Consider the following 21,429-nt stretch of genomic DNA (forward strand, 5'->3'; position numbering starts at 1 on the left):
AATGATAGGTGATTAAGGAAATTTAACGAGTGTGCTCGGTGTTAGTGGCAGCATTGACACGGTAGATGGCTAAACGGTTAATTTATTGATAGCGCAAACCTTGATAATCAATCCAGCCGCCTTGAATGCGATTTTTGGGATCATGATGTGTCCAATGTAAAACTCCACCTTTATCATTCCAGACATACTCGCCGCGTAAGGTGACTAGAGTATCTTGCTGAACAGGGACACGCTTAGCTAAATCAATATTGTGCGCAATTAATAGGGTAGTATTGGGGGCTATCTCAATTAAAAAACGTTGGTGCATAGCACCTTCACGGTCGTCTTTTAATAATTTAATCACTTTGCCGGATAAAGTGACCCAAAATTTAGCCTCGGTATTTTGTTCGCGTAGCGCTTGTTGAATTTTAGCTACTGCTGCGGTGTGTTCCTTAACATTTACCGCGTTACTTTGAGCGGGCGTAGTCGGTGGCGGGACACTATTTTGATGACCTTGATTAAAAAAGTATTGATAAATAGCGGCACTGAGCACTACTGCCACTAATAACCAACGCCGTATCGAATGAGGCATTATTTATCCTTTTCTTTTTTAGTGCGGATATAAGATAAAATTTCTTCGCGTGCCTCCGACATTACCGAGTCACGGTCAAGACTATCCAGAATTTGTTGTACCACGAATTTAGGACCAGCATCGCCCCAAGATTTGCCATTAGCTAACCAGCGCTCGGCGACTTGCCCAATCACTAGGGTGCTATACCAAGCCAAAGCTCCTTGAGTGGCGGCGGTAAGCAGTGTCGACACCCCAAAAGTAGACACTTTTAAGGCTGAAGAGAGTAGATGCACTGCCCAAGTGGCTCCCATCAATAAAGTCAGATGAGTGGCAATCACGGTAATGAGTTCTTTTGATTCCTTCATCGACATAGGTAAGCCATAGAGCTTGGATAAATGCAATACCATCGCTGCATCAACCGCTGCTGCGGCCACTAAATCAGCGACTGGAATAGGATTAACCGCGACCGCGACCCCTTTAGCAATACAGTAAAGGCGAATGGTTTTTGCCCCTAATTCGCGCTTCACTTGTAAAATGCGTTCCGAGACTTCTTGGCTGAGATCACTAGCGAATAATGAGGCATTTAAGGCGGAAAGCGTCTTGCCATCTGCTTCAATAATATCCCAGAGACGCGTTTTAAGAGCGGCAATATCAACTGGGCGTATACGCACGCTTTCGTGTTCTTCGCCATTTTCATCTACGGTAATCACGGTTTGATTGCGCGGTTGCGACACGGTAAAAACAATATTTTCCGGTGCAATAATGCCTTGGGTGCGAGTGCGTAAAATAGCGCGTAATTGCTTGCGCTCGTTTTCGTTGTAGCGATCCGCTTTGTTGACTACTAAAATAATCGGGCGATGCACTTGAGCCACTTGCTTTAAAGCTTCAAATTCGACCTCAGTCAAGTCGCTATCCACCACAAAAAGCAATAGATCGGCACGCCTTGACACTTCAAAAGCGAGCTTTTCACGCTCTTCACCGTGCACCTCATTAATGCCCGGAGTGTCGATTAAATAAATACCGTGATCCGTATACTCAGACCAAGCACTCATTGACGCTTGCTTAGTCTCGCCATGCAGCACACTGGTACTGAAAATAGTTTTACCAATTAGGGCATTGAGTAAAGAAGATTTACCCACACTCACGCGCCCAAACACCGCAATATGCACATGACCTTGCTCTAGCTTGTCCAGCATGGCTTTGACTTGCTCATAGTCATCCTGCAAAGCATCACGCACACTATCGGGGATATTATCCTCAAACAGTTTGCGCAGGCTGTCAGTAGCCAATTTTAAGTGTTGTTCGCCACTTTTCGAGGGTTCAGGTGTTTCTGCCATCCTTGGCTCGGTTGTGACCTCAATGGTGTCGGATTCAGGAGCGCTGGTCTTCTTGTTTAGCACTGGAATCTGATTTGTAATGGTCGATAACCAATCTGGCAAATGTTTTTGTACGTTCTTCCAGATTTCCACTCAACATCTCCCTAAAAGTAATAGCGGCGGGTGCTGCTTTTAGCTCACCGCGCTGTTCTAAAGTATGTAACACAGCATTACCGAGTGCATCAAAAATCAGTCCATAAGCCACTGCATGGACTAAGCCTCCAGCCACTGTCCCCAGACCCGGAAAGGCTTTCAGACCATTACCAATCACTGCAAGGATTAAGGGCAAAGTCTTTTTAACTTGATTTTGACTGAAGTCTAAAAAGTCATCGAGATCTAATTGGCTTACTGGACTATCATAAAGCTTGCATAGTTCTTGTACCATCCGTGTGCCAATAATCCCCTGAATCACAATATCCGTTCCCGGAGCCATTGCTGCCATTGCCCCTAATACCGCATTGCGAGTACTGGTGTGGACAATCTTTTTACCTTGATCATGGCGATGCTCACGCTTAGTCGCATCGAGTTTTTGTTTGACTAGACTAAATACACTAGCATCGCGTAATTCGCCTAATAATTCATCACGATCATCAATAATAGTTTGAATGGCTTTGGCTAGTGCTTCAATTTTAATTTTGCGCGGACGCATAAAGGTTTCTTCATGACCTTCTGGGGTAATACGCACCACTTCTTCTTGTCCACCTGATTGCACGAATACCACTTTAGGACCTTGATCTTCAAAGCGCGATTCAATTTGGGTGCGAATTTGGTTTTGTTCCTCAGGGGTATACAGGTCGCTTTTATTAACCGCAATAATGGTAGGCTTATTAAATTGGTAGAGAGTAATAATATCATTAAATTGCGTGCGGCTGAGATCAGAGTCGGTCACATATACCACTATTTGCGCCCGTACCGCTTCATCTAAAGCGACTTGATCTAATTCACCATCTGCTTCATTACGCCCCGGTAAATCGGTTAATAAAAGTTGATCACCCGCGCTACTGGTCCAGCGATACTCGGCAATTTCACGGGTAGAACCCCCACGAATATTAATTTCTACATTGGCTTCAGGTAGTAATGCTTTGATAATGGATGATTTACCCGTGCTGACATCACCATAAAACGCAATATGAATTTGCCCCGCCGCTTTACGCTGTTGCAGTTTAGCTAATTCAGCACGGATTGCGCTCATATCAATGCCCGTGTCTTCAACTTGCTCTATTTCTTGCGCTAGGCTTTCCGCAGTAGGTGGAGCTTGATTGACTGCGAGGCGCGAGCGATTAGGAAACATCAGTTTATAAATCACCCACGCACTACTGAAAATAACGCCTAAAATCAAAGCAAGATAAGTATAAAATAACCAGCTAGGTAAGGTTTGCAGGCGTGCCCAGACATCTAAGAGGCTTTGAGTGGCAAAAAATACAAATAATAATAGTAATACAGTGCCTACTAATACCGCACCAGCCAGCAGCATACGGAAACGTTGATTAAACTTCATAGTGGTATTAGTCCTCGTAATTCCTTCTTGGTTGAGTGAGCACCTAGTGTTTTGGGAGGTGAAGCATAGCCTATTTCTAATGGAGCGTGAATGTTTCTACTGCTAACCATTGACCTTAGGGTACGAGTCGCATAATTTATATCTCACCAAAAACTCTCAAGAAGCATCCATGACCTATTGCGTTGCAACCTATCTAACAGACGGCTTGGTCTTTACATCTGACTCACGCACTAATGCGGGTATCGATAATGTAAGCACTTATAGCAAAATGCACGTCTTTGAAACCAACCCCGACCGGTTTCTAGTACTCATGAGCGCGGGTAATTTAGGGACTACTCAAGGAGTCCTACAACAATTGCGCCGCGACATTGTGGAGGACAAACCCTACAATCTAAATACTTTAAATTACCTAGCCGACATTGCCGATTATATTGGTGAAACGCTGGTTAACCGTATTAGACGCCACTCAGAAAATACCGGTTTTATGCCAGATGCTACTTTAATCTTAGGTGGTCAAATTATGGGGCGTCCGCATAATCTTTATATGATTTACCCCCAAGGTAATTATATAACGACCTCGGATGATACGCCTTACCTACAAATTGGGGAAAGTAAATACGGAAAACCCGTACTTGATCGCTTTATCAATGCCGCGACCTCTTTGGAAGATGCAGCGATTTGCTCGCTCATTTCCATGGACTCGACCATGAAAAGTAATGCGAGTGTGGGACCACCCATTGAGCTATTGATTTATCGAACTAATCAATTTAAAACGGCTCAAGCGTTCAAATTAGACGCGGATCACCCCTATCTCATTTCAGTGCGACATGAGTGGGCTAATCAGCTTCATCGAGCCTTCTTAGCTATGCCGCGTCTACCTAGTGCTTAATGCCTATCCACTAAAAGCCAGCAACACTGGCTTTTAGGGTAAGTACTTGAGCCAACGTAATCGCGCATTTCCTCCGCAGACGCTATACATACATCCGTGTACGCTTCAAGGCGGCGTCCTTGCCGCCAAGACTGCTCCAGAAACACACGATTACTGTTAGCTAGACCCTTAAAAGTCACTGTTATTAGTCGAAGGTTTTGACCAAGGCTTTTAAAAAGCTCTTAAATTCGGGGGCGAGTTGAGAGTGGCGAGTGGCATATTCCACATTGGCTTTCATATAACCTAGTTTATCGCCGCAATCGTGACTACGCCCCGTCATATGAAAAGCGTGTACAGGATATTCAGGGTGTTCAATGAGCATAGCAATAGCGTCAGTGAGTTGAATTTCTTCCCCTTTACCCGGAGGCGTGCGGCGTAACATGTCCCAAATGGCAGCAGGCAATACATAGCGTCCAACTACGGCTAGATTAGAGGGGGCTTGATTAATGGCAGGTTTTTCAACTACAGCTTCCATAGGAGCAGAGCTACCCGGTTCTAAGCTGTGCCCATTAATATCGACTACCCCGTAAGAAGACACATTTTCTAAAGGCACAGGCTCAACCATAATTTGGCTCGCACCCGTTTCATCAAATAGCGTTAGCATACGAGCTAGATTTTCGGTTTTAAGATTACAAGCCGCCTCATCCACTAATACATCGGGCAGAACTACCGCAAAAGGTTGATCACCAATCAGGGGGTAAGCACATAATACCGCATGACCTAAACCCTTAGCGACGCCTTGACGCACATGCATAATAGTCACATCTTTGGGACAAATAGAGCGTACTTCATCCAATAATTGACGTTTAACGCGCTTTTCCAGCATGGTTTCTAATTCAAAACTGGTATCAAAATGGTTTTCAATCGAGTTTTTACTCGAATGGGTAACTAATACAATTTCTTTAATACCTGCTGCTACACACTCAGCCACAATGTATTGAATTAGGGGTTTATCCACCACGGGAAGCATTTCTTTAGGAATCGCTTTAGTGGCAGGTAGCATACGCGTGCCCAAACCCGCGACAGGGATCACAGCCTTACGAATTTTATGTGCTTGTTGTTGTTTCATATTAGGGTTAACTCGATACATGGGGCTACCATCAGTGTAAGCAAAAAAAAAGAGGTTATACTGAAAATACCGATAGGTGGGATAGGTAATTAGCTCAAGTATTATCAGCTTATTGGTTTGTATTATAGCGCTTTTATATGAAATCACACCTTTAGCGTGCTAAAGGTGTACTAAATTGAAAAATAATGCGCAGGGTTTAAGGTTGGGCAGGAGCACCTACTATTTTGGTAGATTGAGCCGCTCCATCACAGTAGCTCCAAACAGCTTCCCAACGTGAGGGGAAATTCTTGTCGATAAACCGAATTTGGAAACGCCCCCAATAGGGTGTCATTTCACCATTCAAACCGAGCCGCTCAGAGTCACATTTTTGCTTAGAAGTTTTTTGTGCCCAATAGCCATCGTAGCGTCCACGGTTTTTATAAACCTTAGCCAAGCCTAAGATGTAAATAATACCTACCTCAGCACCGCTTCCATAAGTCCAAATAGCCGTAGAGCCTTGTTCGGATTCGTAAACGACTTTACCGGTATTAGTATTCCAAACCTCGTCTGCGTTTACTGTAGGCATAATTACCGACAAACTAAGTAAAGTGGCTAAGACTGTTGCTTTAAACATAATCGTTTCTACCTCTGGATAGCCAAATAGCTAGCATAACCGAGACTAGAATAGGGGCGAAATAGTTTGGAGAGGTATGCACAATAGCTAAGGGTAGTCGAGACTACCCTTAACGATTAGCTTAAACGTTAAGCATACAGTTTAGGAGCACCCACTTGCTCGTGAATCTGATTGCAAAGTTGGGGATTTAAACGTAAGCCTTGAGCGAGTTGCATTAAGTACTGCGCTTCTTGTTTCGTATCTAAATCAATCGCCATCAAAGATACGGTATAAATTTGCTGCTCCATACCAGCGGGAACGCTTTGAATAAAGGCGTTCACATTTAAAGGTGCTTGAAATTCGCTGCGAATAAACGCCGCTTCTTCTGCATCTAATGTGCCCACCTTGGCTAAAATACGCTCTTGTTCTTGTGCATCGACTTTGCCATCAGCTTTAGCAGCATTGATCATAGTGCGTATTAACAGTGTTGCTTGATCTTGTAGGGCTTGTTGATTAACGGCTTGAGGAGGTAGGAAGCTATCGGTTAATTCAGCCAGCTTAGGATCCGCGCTTTGAGTGCCTAAGTATTTAGACATAGCTCCACCTAGTAAGCTGCCCAGATCAGGAGTTCCAGCAGGTGCAGCGGCTTTATTGCCACCTAACAGCCCGCCTAATAAGTCACCCACGCCACCACCTTGGGCTTGAGGGCGCTGCTGAGCACCACCGAGTAAACTACCTAATAAATCACCCACACCACCGCCTTGAGCTTGAGGACGTTGTTGAGCACCACCGAGCAAACTACCTAGTAAATCACCTACACCACCGCCTTGAGTTTGCGGACGCTGTTGAGCACCGCCGAGCAAACTACCCAATAATCCGCCTATGCCGCCTGCTGATTGATTGCTGCCGCCCAACAGACTGCCTAACATGCCAATCATACCTCTAGCTTGCTGATTTCCACCTAAAGCAGCACCCAGCAAATTACCTAATACGTTGCTACCAGAGCCATTAGACAGTACCCCACTGCTTAATAAGCTACCTAAAATTTTGACTGCATCCATTTTATTATCCTTTCATATTAGTGTGGTAAACCAAGTTTATAAACGCTCCAGCCTCTTAGTGTAGCCTCATCAGCTACTCTGGTAACGGCTCGGTTATCCTAAAGCATAGTTTAGTTAAGATGCTAGTTTTTATTGGTTTTGCGTAGTTTTGACTTGACGTAACGTCAAGGGATTAGCGTAGAAATGCTAATGCAAAGCCTATTAATTTTTGTTAGTGTTGGCTAATTACAACAGGAGGAGATAACAATGAAATACATATGGCATTTTGGTACTGCCTTCGTCCTAAGTACACTCAGCGCCACCGTTCAATCTGCGGGTTTTGCTCTCGCTAATCAGTCAGGTTCTGGCACAGGTAATGCTTATGCGGGTGTTAACGCCACCGCAGAGGATGCGTCGGTAGTCTGGTATAACCCTGCGGCTATGACCGAGTTACCGGCTGGTACTCATACCGCTATCGCAGGTCACATAGTCGCCCCCAAAGCTAAGTTCACTAATAATGGTTCTACTACTCCAGCAGGTGGTGTTCTAACCGGAAAAGATGATGATGGTGGTAATACAGGTGTTATTCCTAATGCTTATTTAGTGAAGGGAAAAGGCAATAAGTGGCGCTTTGGTGTCGGTATCAATGCCCCCTTTGGTTTAGGAACCAAATATGATGATGATTGGGTAGGACGCTATCACTCGCTAGAATCTAATATTCAAACCATTAATTTCAATCCCTCAGTAGCTTATAAGGTCAATGATAAATTTAGTGTGGGCGCAGGTATTAGTGTCCAGAAAATGGAAGTTGAGCTTAAAAGTGCTCTAGATTTATCTGCCTTAGGTCGACCAGATGGTAAAATTAGCATTGAAGGGGATAATGTTGAAACGGGTTATAATCTAGGTGTTTTGTTAAAACCCACTGCCAAAACCCGCATTGGGGCTAGTTACCGTTCCAGTATGAAACATAAACTGGAAGGAGATGCAACATTTTCTAATGTGCCTGCATTGGTAAGTTTAGCTAATGGCGAAGTTACGGCTGAAGCTAAGTTACCCGCTCATTTTTCATTATCGGTAGCGCATCAAATTAATAACCGTTTAGAGTTATTGGCGGATGTTACTCGAACCCGCTGGAGCAGTTTTAATAAATTACAAGTGATTCGCACCAGTAATAATACAGACATAACGAATCTACCACAAAACTGGAAAGATGCTAGTCGTTATTCAATCGGGGCTAATTATCAATATAATGACCGCTTGAAACTAAAAGCAGGTATTGCTTATGATGAAACTCCTGTACCTAATGCTGAGTTTCGTAGTCCACGTACTCCTGATTCTAACCGTACTTGGTTAAGCTTCGGTGCCAATTATAAACCCCGTAAAAACTTTAGTGTTGACGTGGGCTACACCCACATATTTACCAAAAAGACACCTATTGAAAATAAGTCGAGCAGAAATCATGTCCTAAAGGGTGATTATGATTCCAGTGTGGATATTATCAGTACGCAATTAAACTGGACATTCTAATTCCTATAAATATTGAGTCGTAATAGTTAAGCCTAATAATATCCGCTAAGGAGTAATTGAGATGATTAGACAGTCTTTTCATCGGTTAGCGTTAGTTAGTTCAATAGTAATAATAGCCCTTACAGGTTGTGGTGGTGGCTCAGATGATTCTAGTGGTAGTGCTGAACATAGTGCTACAACAAGCATAGTATTTGATCTAAGTACTGGACAAATACCAACTACCAATGACTTATTATTTAGTGGTAGTACAGATGGAACTTTAAATTTCCCTATTAATCCTGATGATCCTAGTGCAGTGCTGAGAACAATGCTGAACACATTAGATGGGTTTAGTTTAACTATGCCGATCACGAGTGCTTTTAATGTAGCACCTAAAGCATCATCCATTGTCCTAGGACAATCAGTACGTGTCTTTGAGGTTACTAAAACTGGCGGGTTAGTGGCGAGTGTCGTGCGTGAACTAACCAGTACCGAGTTAGTGGCGACATTAGATAGTGCGGGCACAACTTTAGCGCTGGTTCCTATTAAGCCCTTAAAAGAAAGTACCAGTTATCTAGTCGTGTTAACCTCCGGTATTAAAGACCAAGAAGATAGATCAGTTGCGACTACAACCTCTTATGCGGCTTTAAAATCAGGTTCTGCTTTTACTGATCCTACTACAGAAACACTACGTCTACTGGTTAACGCTCAAGAAACAGCAGCAGCTAGTAAGGGAGTAGCGAAGGATTCCATTATTTTAAGTTGGTCTTTTACCACTCAATCTGTGACTCCTGTTTTAAATGCAGTCAAAGTACAAGCAACCGCTAAACCTTTACAGGTTCAGGCTATTCCCTTTGCCACGGCTAAAACAAATGTGCATGCAGGCGCATTACAAGTACCTTATTATTTAGATCGTGCGGCTCCTATGACTGCGTATTGGAAAGGTGCAGGTGATAGTTTCTTAACACGCTATAATCCTACTCCTAGTGCCACCAGCACCCAAACTATTCCCGTAATGCTAACTACCCCTAGCGCTGCTTCCGGCAAAACAATGCCCACAGCAGGTTGGCCTGTAGTGATTTATCAGCATGGTATTACCTCGAATCGTGCTTCAGTATTGCGCATTGCCGATACATTAGCCTCACAAGGGTTTGCGACTATTGCGGTTGATCTACCCTTACATGGTATTGATTTGGGTGAGGGGATGGATGCGTTACGTACCAGTTTTGAACGTACTTTTGACCTAGATCTGGTTAATAATACTACTGGAGCAGCGGGAGCTGATGGGGTGATTGATGAGTCAGGTGAGCATTTCATTAATCTCTCAGTGCCATTAGTCTCACGGGATAATATTCGTCAAGGTATCTCCGATTTATTGGTATTGCGCAATAGTCTAGATGGATTACAGAGTGCTCAAGGAGTGAAACTGGATGCCAGTAAAGTCAGCTATGTGGGAATTTCATTAGGCTCGATTGTAGGCACTGGTTATCTAGCCACAGAAGAGCGCTCAACGCCTGCTTTATTGTCTGTGCCTGGTGGTGGTATTGCGCGTTTATTGGATGGATCGCCTACTTTTGGTCCAGAAATTCGAGCAGGCTTAGCTTCCAAAGGCATTGTTGCGGGTACTGCGGCTTATGACAGCTTTATGTTCGCTACGCAATTTATGATTGATTCTGCTGATCCGATTAATTTGGGTGCTAAAGCAGCACAGCAACATCCTGTTTTACTGCATGAGGTACTAGGAGAAGCTGTTATTCCTAATAGCGTCACTGGTCATCCACTAGCGGGCACTGAGCCGCTGATTCGTACTATGGGCTTAATCAGCGTTAGTACTTCAACCAATAATGTTGATGGTGCAGTACGCTTTACTGCTGGCGAGCATGCCTCTTTATTAACAACTAATGCAAGCTTAGAGGCTACTACTGAAATGCAACGCCAAATGGCTGCTTTCATAGCTAGCCAAGGTACGCAAATTGTAGTGACTGATACGACGGTAGTGAAACAATAAGCGCTTTTAAAATTAAGGCAGAGTGTGCAATGCCTCTGCCTTAACGCTTGACAAACCCACTCAACTACTAATACTTGCATCTCTACAGCTCAGGCTATTTTTGATTTCTAGGTCACACACTCATGGAACAATTCGGTGTACTTAACTATGCCACCTATTTTGTAGGTTGCATTGCGATTATTCTGATCCCAGGGCCTAACTCACTTTATGTTCTAGCTACGGCTGCACAGCGCGGAATTAAAGCAGGCTGGCAAGGTGCTTTCGGTATTTTTGTGGGTGATGCCATTTTAATGGCTTTAACTGCCTTAGGAGCGGTTTCAGTTTTAACCGCTTATCCTTTAGTGTTTAAAGCGATTCAATCCGCAGGAGCCTTATATCTAGCCTATATTGGTATTAAGTTGGTGCGTTCAGCTATTCAAAATTGGAATAAACGTAATTTAGCCGAAGTTATTGAGCAACCTTTAGAAGATAGTGATACTCGTGGTTCACCCTTTAGGCGCTCATTATTAATTAGTTTATTAAACCCTAAGGCGATTTTGTTTTTCTTATCGTTTTTCGTGCAATTTGTTGATCCTAGTTACGATAATAAACTGATTTCCTTTTTGATCTTGGCAGTGACTTTGCAATGTTTAAGCCTTATTTATTTAGCCACCTTAATTTATGCAGGGGTTTATTTAGCTGAAACGTTTCGCCGTCGTAAGCGCTTATCGGCGGTTTCTACGGGGAGTGTGGGCGCGATGTTCATGGCGTTTGCTGCAAAATTAGCTACTGCGTCTGTGACATAAGTTACTAACTGTTTCGGACTTAATGCACAAACAAAAAACACAGCTTCTCTATAATGAACCTCGTTGAGACAGAAAAGGGTGCTGATCCAACATCACACCGCAATAACTTGATACGGATATAACCCCCCAAAATAGAGGAAGCAAACATGAAAAAATTAACTGCAATCGCTGCATTATTAGCTGCAACTTTAGGTGCTATGGGTACTGCTCAAGCAGGTGGTCAAAACCAAGTAACGATTCAAGCGGTTCCTGCTAATGCTAAAGTAGTAGTGGTTGATGCGCGTCAAGTACGTAATGCGCATCGTATGCATAATAACCACCGTGAACAAATGGCTCGTGCTGCTCATCATCAACGCAAAGCAGCTAATACCGTAAAAATTATTGTGGTAAAACAGGCCGCCCAGCATAAAAAAGCTAAGAAAGTTGTGGTAGTAAAAAAGCCAAAGCCAGTGGTTAAAAAAGTAGTTTATATTCACAAACCAGTACGTCCAGCCGTAGTAGATCGTGTGATTTATAGAACAGCCACTACTCATGCGGCTCCCGTAAGACATCATCGCCCTGCTAATCATGTGAGCTTGCAAGCGGTTTATGTAAAATAATCACTTAAGAGCGAATGTTTTAAGCGCCTTCTAAGCGAACTTAGAGGGCGTTTTCTCATTAGAGTGTTTAAAAGGCAGAACTCACCTATTTAAACAGCAATTTTACCGCCATCATTACGAGTGATAACTACTGTGGCAGAACGCGGGCGTGCATTACCACCATGAGGCCAGTGGCTAGTGAATTGGGCAGGATCAGTAACCGAAGTACTACCTTCTCCCGGATGTTGAATATTCACGAATAATGCTTTGCCATCGGGTGTTTCAGCGATACCGGTGATTTCACAGTCTTTAGGTCCTACTAAGAAGCGCCGTAATGTGGTGCTACTCACCGTCGCGCCTCTACGAGTGATTACAGTTTGATCCGCATTACCATTACTAGGTACAGCGGTATTAGCAATAGTAACGGATGCTCCATCGCCTACTGTGCCCGGTATGGCGGCTAACATCATGCAGTTAGTCATATCGGTATAAGCGCCGTCATCGGTTTGCACCCATAACAATCCCGCCGTCGCGTAACTAAACCATAAACCGTCAGGGCTAGAGAAATCATTATCTGCTGTGAGGTTGGATACATTGACATTAGTACCTGCACCCGATTCAGCACCAAATAGGTAAATATCCCAACTAAAGGTGGTAGCCGCATGATCACTATTGGTTTCTTTCCAACGGATAATGTGTCCATTCACATTACCTCTATTGGTTGAGCTACCTTTAGTATCAGCATAATAGCGCGGATTAGCAGCATCTAAGGGACGTGAAGAACCACCGCGTTGGCTATTATTGGTGAGGGTCATATAGATTTCGCCATTAACAGGGTTAACCGCCGCCCATTCGGGACGATCCATTTTGGTTGCACCCACTGCATCCGCTGCAATACGCGCATTAACCACGACATCGGCTTCATCTGCGAAGGCATAAGTAGCATAGTTAGCTACTGTGGGATTAGTCATACTGAGTAATTCCCATGAACCTGTACCATCAGTGTTAAATTTAGCTACGTATAATTTACCGCTATCCATATATTTGTCGCCTACGAATAGACCGCCATTGGCATCAGCAGCATCCCATAACGCCGTCGAGACAAATTTATAAATATACTCATTGCGTGAGTCATCACCCATATAAAAGACTAAAGGTTTACCTGCTACCGCTTTGGCTGGCCAACAGCCTTCATGCGCAAAGCGACCTAGAGCAGTACGTTTACGAGGAGTAGAGTCCCTATCAAAGGGATCAATTTCTACAATCCAACCAAAGGTATTGGGCGCATTGCGGAAGTCAGTGAAAGCACTTGTACCACTAGCATTAGCATTCCAACGCTGATACAAGTCGGTAGCATCTGCTGCACCTGGACGTGACCAATTATAACGACCTGAGCTAGAGCCACTAACGCCGTAGCGGTTTAAGGAGGTAGTTTCTTTAGCAGTACGTGTAGTATCGTTACGACGATAGAAGTAACCTGCCCAGTTTTCTTCACAGGTTAAATAAGTGCCCCAAGGGGTATAACCATTACCACAATTATTAATAGTGCCGCGTGTTTGTGAGCCACTGGTGGAAAAGGCTGTAACCATTAAATCGTCATAAGCCGCAGGGCCGGAAAGATCCATTACTGAAGCACCAGTAATACGGCGATTAAAGTCAGAATAACGATTAACCACAAAAGTACCACCGCTTTTCACGACTTCTACAATGCTTACCCCATGTGCATCCACTTCTTTATCGATTTCACCAATAGGGCGGGCGTTAGTATTGTTAGAACCATAATCAGTAGGACCATTGGCGTGCATAAAGCCCAAATCCTCCGCTACTTCATGATTAATACATAATAAGCCACGGTTAGCATTGCTATGATCAGCGCCAGTACCAAAACTATTCATACCAAAGTAGTGCATACCATCATGATGGTCACCAGAGCGATTAGCAAAGTGGGTATCTGTTCCATCATTTTTATAGCGCGGCACTAAAGTGTTAATAGGATCGCCAACAGCCAGTAACACGGTTGCAGTATAGCCAGCAGGTACGACTAAAGCATCAGCCACGCTTTTGGCTACTGCATTAAAGCTGAGTGTTAATGAGGGAGTGGGTGTTGGGGTAGGTGTTGGAGTCGGGGTAGGTGTTGGCGTGGGTGTTGGGCTAGGCGAACTATCATCGTCGTCACAACCTGTTAAACTCGCACCTAATAAGGTACTAGCCATTACAGCAAAACTACCTTTGAGCATCTGACGGCGGTTGAGACGCGCAGCTAATACTTGCTCAAAACTAGGATTATTAGAGTTATTGTGACCAATATCATCAGGATCAATCATCTGATGATCAGAGGTAGGGTGCTTACTCATGTTGATAGCCTCAAGGGTTACGAAAAGAACGCATGCCAGAGCCTAAACTGATAATTTGAAGCTTTTATTGCAGTTTGATGAAAGATTTATGTCCAATGCAGAGGTAGTAATGACAGAGCGCATTCAAATCGGGATTAGTAGTTGCTTATTAGGAGAGCCAGTGCGCTACGATGGTGCGCATAAAAACAATACTTATATTAAGTCTACTTTGGGAGAGTATTTTGATTTTGTCTCGTTTTGTCCAGAGCTGAGTGCTGGATTAGGTGTACCGCGTACTCCGATTCATTTAGTGCGTTATGACCATACAGTGCGTGTGCAAACAGTAAAAGGCGAGGTAAAAGATTACACCGAGTCCTTGAGCCAGGTGATTGAACAGATAAAGCCTAAACTCCCGCAATTATCCGGTTATATTCTTAAAAAAGACTCACCGAGCTGTGGCATGGAACGGGTCAAGGTGTATGAGGCTGAGTATTTATACCAGCGTGCTCCTGAAAAAGTGGGGGTAGGTATTTTCGCGGCTGCCTTGCAACAACAGTGTCCTAATTTGCCCCTAGAAGAAGAGGGACGTTTAGGCGATGCACATTTACGCGAGAATTTTATTCAGCGGGTGTATGTGTATTATCGTTGGCAGCAGTTAGTGGCGCAAGGCATGCAGCCCAATGACCTAATACAATTTCATGCCGATCATAAATATTTAATAATGGCGCATGATCAAGATCGTTTACGTACTTTGGGGCAATTAGTCGCTACCGCTGGGCAAGTAGCTGATTTTGCTAATTTATGTGAAAGTTATATTCGTCAATTGATGAGTGTATTAAAGCAAATAGCGAGTCGTGGGCAACATGCTAATATTTTATCGCATATTATGGGCTATTTACGTGAGCACTTAGATAAAGAAGATAGGGCAGAGTTAGTAGAAACGATTCAAAAGTACCAGCAGGGGTATTTGCCGTTAATTGTGCCGATTACTTTATTAAAACATCATTTTAGGCGTCATCCAGAGCCTTATATTGAGCGGCAATATTACCTCAATCCGCATCCGGGAGAGCTAATGCTGTTGAATCAAGTGTAACTCAATAGAAAGCGCTCACTCTTGCGTGTAATACGAAAAAATTAGGCAACTTTTAAGTTGCCTAATTTAAATCGAGCACTATCTAAATCAATGGATATTAGAAATCATATCTTAAGGCGACACCATAGCTAGTAGTTTTTGCGTTGCTACCTACATCAGGTTTAGTTTCTTTGCGATTAGCTTCTACCCATGTGCTAAAGTTTTTACCTAGATCACGACCATAGCCTAAAGTGTAACCTAAGGGTTTTGCATCAGCGGTATCTTTTTGACCTACTGTAAAATAGTAATTACCGTAACCTAAATGTAGGTCAACACCCTTCTCATCGCTAGCTTTATCCTTACCAATATAAGCTGCATAAGTCACTTTGCCTGTTGAGCCACCGACTACGGCAGAAATAGCTTCTTTTTCACCATGAGGTTTTTGAGCCGCCAAGCCTAAAGTAGTATTACCTACTTTATAAGATACACCTAACTCATTACCTTTAGCTTTATCATCATTACCATCACGCATGGTATGAGCAGCACCAACACTTAGTTTGCCTAAGGATTTGGTGTACATAACGCTAGTTTTTCTATCAATATTGCCTACGCAGCCATTACAAGACCACCAGTTTGCAATATCAACAGGTGCAACACCTAGGTTGTAATAAGTGGTATCCGTTTTACCAACTAATAACTCTCCCATTTTGCCTTTTAAACCTAGATAGGCATGGCGAGTTGTTAGGTCTTTAGTTGCATCTTTATTACCAATATTGATACCTAGCTCGTATTTGCCAAAACCCGTTAAGCCCGGGCGAACTTCAGTTTCACCTTTAATGCCAAGACGTGAGTTCCAGTTAGCAAAATCAGTGCTAGCTCCAGATGACTTAGTGACGCCTACGCGAACACTACCATAATAAGCTTTGGTATCTTCAGCAGCGTTGGCGGTTGTAGTAGCGATCAAACCAGCGGCTATTAAAGTCAATACAGAGAGTTGTAATTTCATAGTAAGGGGTTCCTGAATCATCCTAAGCTTTGTTGTATTTTAGCAATATTTTGCCTGTAATGAAACGAAATTACCATCCTCTAGTGTGGTATTTACACATCCATTATGGATAAAAGGAGCTATTGATTGAATGGCTCATAGGGCTAGCTGTAGCCAAGTGGTTTTCAGCTCAGTGTATTTTTCTAGGGCATGCAAAGACTTATCGCGCCCTATACCGGATTGCTTATAGCCGCCAAAGGGTACGGTAATATCATCGGCATCATAGCAATTGGCATAGACTACCCCAGCTCTTAAGCCTTTGGTCGCCTTAAATAAGGTATTAACATTATCACTCCATACCCCAGCACCTAAGCCATAGATAGTACTATTGGCGACTTTAATCGCTTCATCTACCCCATTAACCGTAATCACTGACAGCACAGGACCAAAAATTTCTTCTTGAGCAATGCGAGCTTGATAGGGTACTTGATGGAAGACGGTAGGCTCGATATAGCAACCGCCTGCGACTGCTTGACGTTGCGTGCCTCCCATAAACAGTTCAGCCTCTTGCTTGCCTAAATCAATGTAGTTCATCACTTGGCGGGTATGTTCGGGATTGACCATAGCCCCTAGGCGGGTATTAGGATCAAGTGGATCACCGGGCTGCATTAAGGTAGAAAACACTTTTAAGCGCTCTAATACTTCATCTTTTACGGCTGCATCGACAATTAAGCGCGAGCCTGCGGTACACATTTCACCCTGATTAAAGAAAATACCAAAGCCAGCGGCTTGAGCTGCTACGTCTAAACGTTGGCAATCAGCCAAAATAATATGTCCGGTTTTACCGCCACATTCTAAGCCTAATTTTTTTAGATTAGATTGCCCTGCGTATTGCATAAATAATTTGCCCACCGCTGTTGAGCCAGTGAAAAACACTCCATCCACGTCCATATGTAACCCTAATGCCTTGCCTGCTTGTTCACCAAAGCCGGGGACTACATTAAAGACTCCATCAGGAATACCCGCTTCAGCGGCTAATGCACCTAAACGAATCGCGGTTAAGGAAGACTGCTCAGCAGGTTTTAAAACAATGGAATTACCCGTAGCCAGAGCAGGTGCGATCTTCCACATCGCCATTAAGAGTGGGAAATTCCACGGTACTACCAGTCCACATACCCCTAAAGGTTCGCGGGTAATGGTAGCAATGACATTATGTGGTGTAGGTGCTACTTCATCGTAGACCTTATCAATCGCTTCGGCATACCAACGTAAACAGCGCACAGACGCAGGAACATCAATCGATGAGCTATCCCGAATCGGTTTACCCATATCTAGCGTCTCTAATAGCGCTAATTCTTCAGTGTGTTGTTCGATTAATTCAGCAAACTTAAACATTATACGTTTGCGTTTCATAGGAGGGAGCTTTGCCCAGCATCCGTCCTCAAACGCCGTTCTTGCTGCTTTTACCGCTAAATCAATATCCGCAGCATCACAAGCCGCAACCTCATTAAGTAGGCGACCATCAATAGGGCTATGATTGGAAAAAGTAGCGCCTGACTGAGCGGGTACATATTGACCATTAATAAACGCTTGACCTTGGAGAGATAACTGTTGGGCACGCTCATGCCATGACAAGGGGGTAGCAACTGCGGTCATCTTTAATACTCCAAAAGTTAGCGTTGATAAGCTCAAATGTGATCACGATATGATTGCCATTGTCAATAAAGCATGAGGGCTTTTCAGATTCATTCAGCATCGAGATAATGATGTAAGTGATTAAATTGCTCTAAAACGGCCATGCCATCACGAATATCGGCCTCAATCGCGCGTTGTAAGGCAAAGCTATTTTTTTTCTCAAGGGCACTAATCATTTCTTGATGATGATCGACTTGATAATACTCACTAATGAACTGAGAGGTGACGCGCCAAAAGGGACCTAGTTGCAGCCATAAGCGTTCAATGAGGGGCAAGCTCACTTGAAACGGATTAATTTCATACAAATAGCGGTGAAAGGCTTGATTGGCTAAATTACCGGAGCTGGGATTAGCACTTTCATAGGCTTGGTCAATGGCTTGATCTAATTGTCTAAGCTTAGCTATCTGGGCTTCTTGAATATAAGGTAAGGCACTGGTAGCCGCATGAGTTTCTAGCACAATGCGCAATTCATACAAGGCACGTAATTTAGTGCGATTCATACGCGGTACTTGAATGCGGCGATTGTCGAGCATCTCCAATGCACCCTCACAGCATAAGCGATGAATCGCCTCACGCACAGGCATAGCACTCACTCCTAAAGTATTGGCGATGCCGCGCAAGGTGATGGAGCGTCCGGGTTCGACATGACCCGCTAGTACGGCATGTCTGAGGGCTTGATACACCCATTGATGAGTCGTTTGATTATTAGCTTTGGGACTAATCGAAGTGGTCAGTGCTGCTGCTAAGTCGCCCATAATTAATATCACTTTATCGTTTTGAGTCTATGCATAAAATAGCCAAGTCTATTAAGGGCAATGCCTTGACCTCTCTAGCTATTGTGATCACAATCGACCTTATTCTAGTTGCCAATCCAAGGGGTAGCCATGCCAAGTCAAGGTCAAACATCACAGCCAGCCCATCATACCACATCCTATTACGCTGCTACTGCCCATCCTACACCCTTACGACCCTCCTTACAGGGAAAGCTAGTAACGGATGTGTGTGTCATTGGGGCGGGGTTTACAGGGTTATCCAGTGCACTGCATTTGGCTCAATATGGTTTTAAAGTGGTAGTCCTAGAAGGTAATCGGGTAGGTTGGGGCGCTTCAGGACGTAATGGTGGGCAGATCGTCAATGGCTATAGTCGTGATCTCAGTGTGATTGAGTCACGTTATGGTAAAGAAGCGGCAGATGCCTTAGGTGCTATGTCATTGGAGGGGGGGGATATTATTCGCTCCTTAGTAAAGCAATATAATATTCAATGTGATCTCAAGCCCTATAATGTGGTAGCTGCCTTTAATCAGCGCCAACTACATGAATTAGAACAGGTTAAAACTAATTGGGAACAACACGGTCATACTGAATTAGAAATGTTGGATAAGACAGCGCTTCAACACCATGTGAATACTGATTGCTATGTGGGAGCTTTGTTGGATAAGCGTGGTGGGCATTTGCATCCCTTAAATCTGTGTCTAGGAGAAGCCGCAGCGATTGAGGCTTTAGGTGGGCAGATTTTTGAGAACTCACGCGTGGTACAGGTATTGCATGATCAAGCTAAACCAGTAGTAAAAACAACACAGGGCGAGGTGCACGCGAATTATGTAGTGGTCTGTGGTAATGCTTATTTAGGTGATGCCGTACCAGAACTGACTAATAAAATTATGCCGGTTAGCACTCAAGTGCTTACCACTGAAATATTGGGTGAGGCTAAGTGTAAGGAATTAATGCCCGCAGGGACTTGCATTGAAGATGCGAATTTCTTTTTAGATTATTACCGTATGACAGCGGATCATCGTTTATTATATGGGGGTGGAACCGTATATGGGGGCGCGGAACCTGTGGATATTATTAAAAAAATCCGTCCTCATTTAGAAAGGGTTTTTCCCACGCTAAAAGATGTTAAGATCGATTTTGCGTGGAGCGGTAATTTTGCTCTGACCTTGACCCGTATTCCCCATTTTGGACGACTAAAAGATACGGTATATTTTGCACACGGTTACAGCGGGCATGGTGTCACCTGTACCCATTTAGCAGGGAAGCTGATTGCAGATACGTTGCAGGGCGATGCGACACGTTTCGATAGCTTTGCACGTTTACCTTACTATCCTTTTCCGGGCGGGCGCTTATTCCGTGTGCCACTAACGGTAATGGGATCGTGGTGGTATCTATTACGTGATCGGTTAGGTGTTTAGGAGCAAAACGGAGTCGACTGCATTTAACCACTTTCACACTTGATAAACTGACATTTCTTAGACTGGAGATTAGTAATAATGCAACTAAAGGCTCTTATACTCGCCACTGCTTTGACTCTTGGTTTAGCTACCACAGTCGCTGCTGAAGATCAAAAAGTAGTGAATGTCTATAACTGGTCAGATTATATTGACACAGACTATTTAAAGAAGTTTGAAGAAAAAACGGGTATTAAAGTTAATTACGACGTTTATGACTCCAATGAAATGTTGGAAGCCAAATTAATGGCGGGTGGTAGTGGTTATGACGTGGTATTTCCTTCATCTAACTTTTTAGCCAGACAATTACAAGCGGGTATTTATGCTGAGTTAGACAAAACCAAACTGACTAATTACAGTAATCTAGATCCCAAAATGCTTGATGACATGAAAGTACATGACCCGGATAATAAATACGGTGTACCGTATACTTGGGGTACATTAGGTATCGCCTATAATAAAAAAATGATTGCCGAGCGTTTAGGTGCTGAGACTAAAGTTGATAGCTGGGATTATTTATTCAAACCCGAAATTGCTGCTAAATTAAAAGATTGTGGTTTGGCTTTGATGGATTCTCCATCTGATGTGGTTTCCGTAGCGATGCACTATGCAGGTATTAAAGACCCTAATAGTGAAGAAAGTGCTGACCTTGAAAAGGCTATCGAAGTCCTTAAAGGGATACGTGATAATGTAAAATACTTTAGCTCTTCCAAGCCAATCTCCGACCTCGCTAATGGCGAAATCTGTATAGCGATGGGTTTTAGTGGCGATATGTTACAAGCTCAAGGTCGTGCTGAAGAAGCAGGAAAAGGTGTTGAAATTGAATATGTGATACCCAAAGAAGGTACACAAATTTGGTTTGATAATATGGCTATTCCAGCGGATGCTAAGAATAAAGATAATGCTTATGCGTTTATCAATTTCATCTTAGAGCCAGAAACTTCAGCCGCTATTTCTAATGCGATTGCCTACCCCAGCCCTAATGTTAAAGCAGTGGATTTATTAAAGGATGAAGTGAAAAATAATCCGAGTATTTATCCACCGGCTGAAGTTCAGGCAAAATTATTCCCCGCTAAAGCGCATAGTGCTAGTTTTGATCGTAAGCTTTCACGGGCTTGGACTGCACTTAAAACAGATCGTTAATTGCTAAGTGTCGTTAGGGTGGGAAAAGCTTGTTACTTTTCCC

18 protein-coding genes are annotated in these 21,429 nt (G+C 43.6%); 8 read left to right on the forward strand and 10 right to left on the reverse strand.

The annotated features are described in order from the left end of the window. Positions 1-82 precede the first annotated feature (82 nt). The 3 genes from IPL34_RS12050 to IPL34_RS12060 are packed head-to-tail and all read right to left on the reverse strand — an operon-like array spanning position 83 to position 3,424. Positions 83-571 (reverse strand): DUF3465 domain-containing protein, encoded by a 489-nt coding sequence (locus IPL34_RS12050; RefSeq protein WP_296841692.1) that lies wholly within the window; start codon positions 569-571, stop codon positions 83-85. Then, positions 571-2,019 (reverse strand): GTP-binding protein, encoded by a 1,449-nt coding sequence (locus IPL34_RS12055; protein ID WP_296841693.1) that lies wholly within the window; start codon positions 2,017-2,019, stop codon positions 571-573. The genes IPL34_RS12050 and IPL34_RS12055 overlap by 1 nt, the downstream gene beginning before the upstream one ends. Continuing rightward, on the reverse strand, positions 1,922-3,424 hold the full coding sequence (locus IPL34_RS12060; RefSeq protein WP_296841694.1) for a GTPase: 1,503 nt from the start codon (positions 3,422-3,424) through the stop codon (positions 1,922-1,924). The genes IPL34_RS12055 and IPL34_RS12060 overlap by 98 nt, the downstream gene beginning before the upstream one ends. 169 nt (positions 3,425-3,593) lie before the next feature. Here IPL34_RS12060 and IPL34_RS12065 point away from each other — a divergent pair, with 169 nt between their 5' ends. Continuing rightward, the gene (locus tag IPL34_RS12065) at positions 3,594-4,313 is read left to right on the forward strand and encodes a proteasome-type protease (protein ID WP_296841695.1); all 720 of its coding nucleotides are present in this window, start codon (positions 3,594-3,596) and stop codon (positions 4,311-4,313) included. Between the two features lie 184 nt (positions 4,314-4,497). Here IPL34_RS12065 and galU read toward each other — a convergent pair whose 3' ends face one another. The 3 genes from galU to IPL34_RS12080 form a co-directional block, all read right to left on the reverse strand. Then, a complete protein-coding gene (galU, locus tag IPL34_RS12070) occupies positions 4,498-5,442 on the reverse strand; it encodes a UTP--glucose-1-phosphate uridylyltransferase GalU (protein WP_296841696.1) in 945 nt (314 codons plus the stop codon). Between the two features lie 175 nt (positions 5,443-5,617). After that, a complete protein-coding gene (locus IPL34_RS12075) occupies positions 5,618-6,034 on the reverse strand; it encodes a hypothetical protein (RefSeq protein ID WP_296841697.1) in 417 nt (138 codons plus the stop codon). Positions 6,035-6,162: 128 nt separating this feature from the next. Continuing rightward, a complete protein-coding gene (locus IPL34_RS12080) occupies positions 6,163-7,074 on the reverse strand; it encodes a DUF533 domain-containing protein (RefSeq protein WP_296841698.1) in 912 nt (303 codons plus the stop codon). Positions 7,075-7,320: 246 nt separating this feature from the next. Between IPL34_RS12080 and IPL34_RS12085 the strand changes: the two genes are divergently transcribed. The 4 genes from IPL34_RS12085 (at position 7,321) to IPL34_RS12100 (ending at position 11,951) form a co-directional block, all read left to right on the forward strand. Then, the gene (locus tag IPL34_RS12085; protein WP_296841699.1) at positions 7,321-8,580 is read left to right on the forward strand and encodes an outer membrane protein transport protein; all 1,260 of its coding nucleotides are present in this window, start codon (positions 7,321-7,323) and stop codon (positions 8,578-8,580) included. Between the two features lie 61 nt (positions 8,581-8,641). Further along, on the forward strand, positions 8,642-10,567 hold the full coding sequence (locus tag IPL34_RS12090; protein WP_296841700.1) for a lipase: 1,926 nt from the start codon (positions 8,642-8,644) through the stop codon (positions 10,565-10,567). A 122-nt stretch (positions 10,568-10,689) separates the two neighbouring features. Beyond that, positions 10,690-11,352: a leucine efflux protein LeuE gene (gene leuE, locus IPL34_RS12095; protein WP_296841701.1), complete on the forward strand. Its 663-nt coding sequence runs from the start codon at positions 10,690-10,692 to the stop codon at positions 11,350-11,352. 146 nt (positions 11,353-11,498) lie between these two features. Next, the gene (locus IPL34_RS12100) at positions 11,499-11,951 is read left to right on the forward strand and encodes a hypothetical protein (RefSeq protein WP_296841702.1); all 453 of its coding nucleotides are present in this window, start codon (positions 11,499-11,501) and stop codon (positions 11,949-11,951) included. Positions 11,952-12,040: 89 nt separating this feature from the next. On the opposite strand, the gene IPL34_RS12105 is transcribed toward IPL34_RS12100, so the two are convergent. Further along, positions 12,041-14,284, reverse strand: a complete 2,244-nt coding sequence (locus IPL34_RS12105; RefSeq protein WP_296841703.1) for a PhoX family phosphatase — start codon at positions 14,282-14,284, stop codon at positions 12,041-12,043. Between the two features lie 88 nt (positions 14,285-14,372). Between IPL34_RS12105 and IPL34_RS12110 the strand changes: the two genes are divergently transcribed. Continuing rightward, on the forward strand, positions 14,373-15,356 hold the full coding sequence (locus tag IPL34_RS12110) for a DUF523 and DUF1722 domain-containing protein (RefSeq protein WP_296841704.1): 984 nt from the start codon (positions 14,373-14,375) through the stop codon (positions 15,354-15,356). A gap of 97 nt (positions 15,357-15,453) precedes the next feature. Here IPL34_RS12110 and IPL34_RS12115 read toward each other — a convergent pair whose 3' ends face one another. The 3 genes from IPL34_RS12115 to IPL34_RS12125 form a co-directional block, all read right to left on the reverse strand. After that, positions 15,454-16,341, reverse strand: coding sequence for a porin (locus IPL34_RS12115; protein ID WP_296841705.1), 888 nt, complete (start codon positions 16,339-16,341; stop codon positions 15,454-15,456). Positions 16,342-16,476: 135 nt separating this feature from the next. Beyond that, on the reverse strand, positions 16,477-17,976 hold the full coding sequence (locus tag IPL34_RS12120; protein WP_296841706.1) for an aldehyde dehydrogenase: 1,500 nt from the start codon (positions 17,974-17,976) through the stop codon (positions 16,477-16,479). An 89-nt stretch (positions 17,977-18,065) separates the two neighbouring features. Further along, entirely contained in the window at positions 18,066-18,770 is a 705-nt protein-coding gene (locus IPL34_RS12125) for a GntR family transcriptional regulator (RefSeq protein ID WP_296841707.1), read from the reverse strand. A gap of 129 nt (positions 18,771-18,899) precedes the next feature. On the opposite strand from IPL34_RS12125, the gene IPL34_RS12130 reads away from it, so the two are divergent. Then, complete coding sequence (locus IPL34_RS12130; RefSeq protein ID WP_296841708.1) at positions 18,900-20,207, forward strand: FAD-binding oxidoreductase; 1,308 nt, start codon at positions 18,900-18,902, stop codon at positions 20,205-20,207. 78 nt (positions 20,208-20,285) lie between these two features. Further along, positions 20,286-21,386 carry a polyamine ABC transporter substrate-binding protein gene (locus IPL34_RS12135; RefSeq protein WP_296841709.1) on the forward strand — a complete coding sequence of 367 codons (1,101 nt, stop codon included), beginning with the start codon at positions 20,286-20,288 and terminating at the stop codon, positions 21,384-21,386. The last annotated feature ends 43 nt before the right edge of the window (positions 21,387-21,429 follow it).

This window comes from Thiofilum sp. (genome assembly GCF_016711335.1).
Taxonomy (GTDB): Bacteria; Pseudomonadota; Gammaproteobacteria; order Thiotrichales; family Thiotrichaceae; genus Thiofilum.

What these genes read in the sequence shown, in the direction of transcription:
- IPL34_RS12050 (WP_296841692.1), bottom strand. Translation starts at nt 571, where the DNA reads ATGCCTCATTCGATACGGCGTTGGTTATTAGTGGCAGTAGTGCTCAGT.
- IPL34_RS12060 (WP_296841694.1), bottom strand. Translation starts at nt 3,424, where the DNA reads ATGAAGTTTAATCAACGTTTCCGTATGCTGCTGGCTGGTGCGGTATTA.
- IPL34_RS12065 (WP_296841695.1), top strand. Translation starts at nt 3,594, where the DNA reads ATGACCTATTGCGTTGCAACCTATCTAACAGACGGCTTGGTCTTTACA.
- galU (WP_296841696.1), bottom strand. Translation starts at nt 5,442, where the DNA reads ATGTATCGAGTTAACCCTAATATGAAACAACAACAAGCACATAAAATT.
- IPL34_RS12075 (WP_296841697.1), bottom strand. Translation starts at nt 6,034, where the DNA reads ATGTTTAAAGCAACAGTCTTAGCCACTTTACTTAGTTTGTCGGTAATT.
- IPL34_RS12080 (WP_296841698.1), bottom strand. Translation starts at nt 7,074, where the DNA reads ATGGATGCAGTCAAAATTTTAGGTAGCTTATTAAGCAGTGGGGTACTG.
- IPL34_RS12085 (WP_296841699.1), top strand. Translation starts at nt 7,321, where the DNA reads ATGAAATACATATGGCATTTTGGTACTGCCTTCGTCCTAAGTACACTC.
- IPL34_RS12090 (WP_296841700.1), top strand. Translation starts at nt 8,642, where the DNA reads ATGATTAGACAGTCTTTTCATCGGTTAGCGTTAGTTAGTTCAATAGTA.
- leuE (WP_296841701.1), top strand. Translation starts at nt 10,690, where the DNA reads ATGGAACAATTCGGTGTACTTAACTATGCCACCTATTTTGTAGGTTGC.
- IPL34_RS12100 (WP_296841702.1), top strand. Translation starts at nt 11,499, where the DNA reads ATGAAAAAATTAACTGCAATCGCTGCATTATTAGCTGCAACTTTAGGT.
- IPL34_RS12105 (WP_296841703.1), bottom strand. Translation starts at nt 14,284, where the DNA reads ATGAGTAAGCACCCTACCTCTGATCATCAGATGATTGATCCTGATGAT.
- IPL34_RS12110 (WP_296841704.1), top strand. Translation starts at nt 14,373, where the DNA reads ATGTCCAATGCAGAGGTAGTAATGACAGAGCGCATTCAAATCGGGATT.
- IPL34_RS12115 (WP_296841705.1), bottom strand. Translation starts at nt 16,341, where the DNA reads ATGAAATTACAACTCTCTGTATTGACTTTAATAGCCGCTGGTTTGATC.
- IPL34_RS12120 (WP_296841706.1), bottom strand. Translation starts at nt 17,976, where the DNA reads ATGACCGCAGTTGCTACCCCCTTGTCATGGCATGAGCGTGCCCAACAG.
- IPL34_RS12125 (WP_296841707.1), bottom strand. Translation starts at nt 18,770, where the DNA reads ATGGGCGACTTAGCAGCAGCACTGACCACTTCGATTAGTCCCAAAGCT.
- IPL34_RS12130 (WP_296841708.1), top strand. Translation starts at nt 18,900, where the DNA reads ATGCCAAGTCAAGGTCAAACATCACAGCCAGCCCATCATACCACATCC.
- IPL34_RS12135 (WP_296841709.1), top strand. Translation starts at nt 20,286, where the DNA reads ATGCAACTAAAGGCTCTTATACTCGCCACTGCTTTGACTCTTGGTTTA.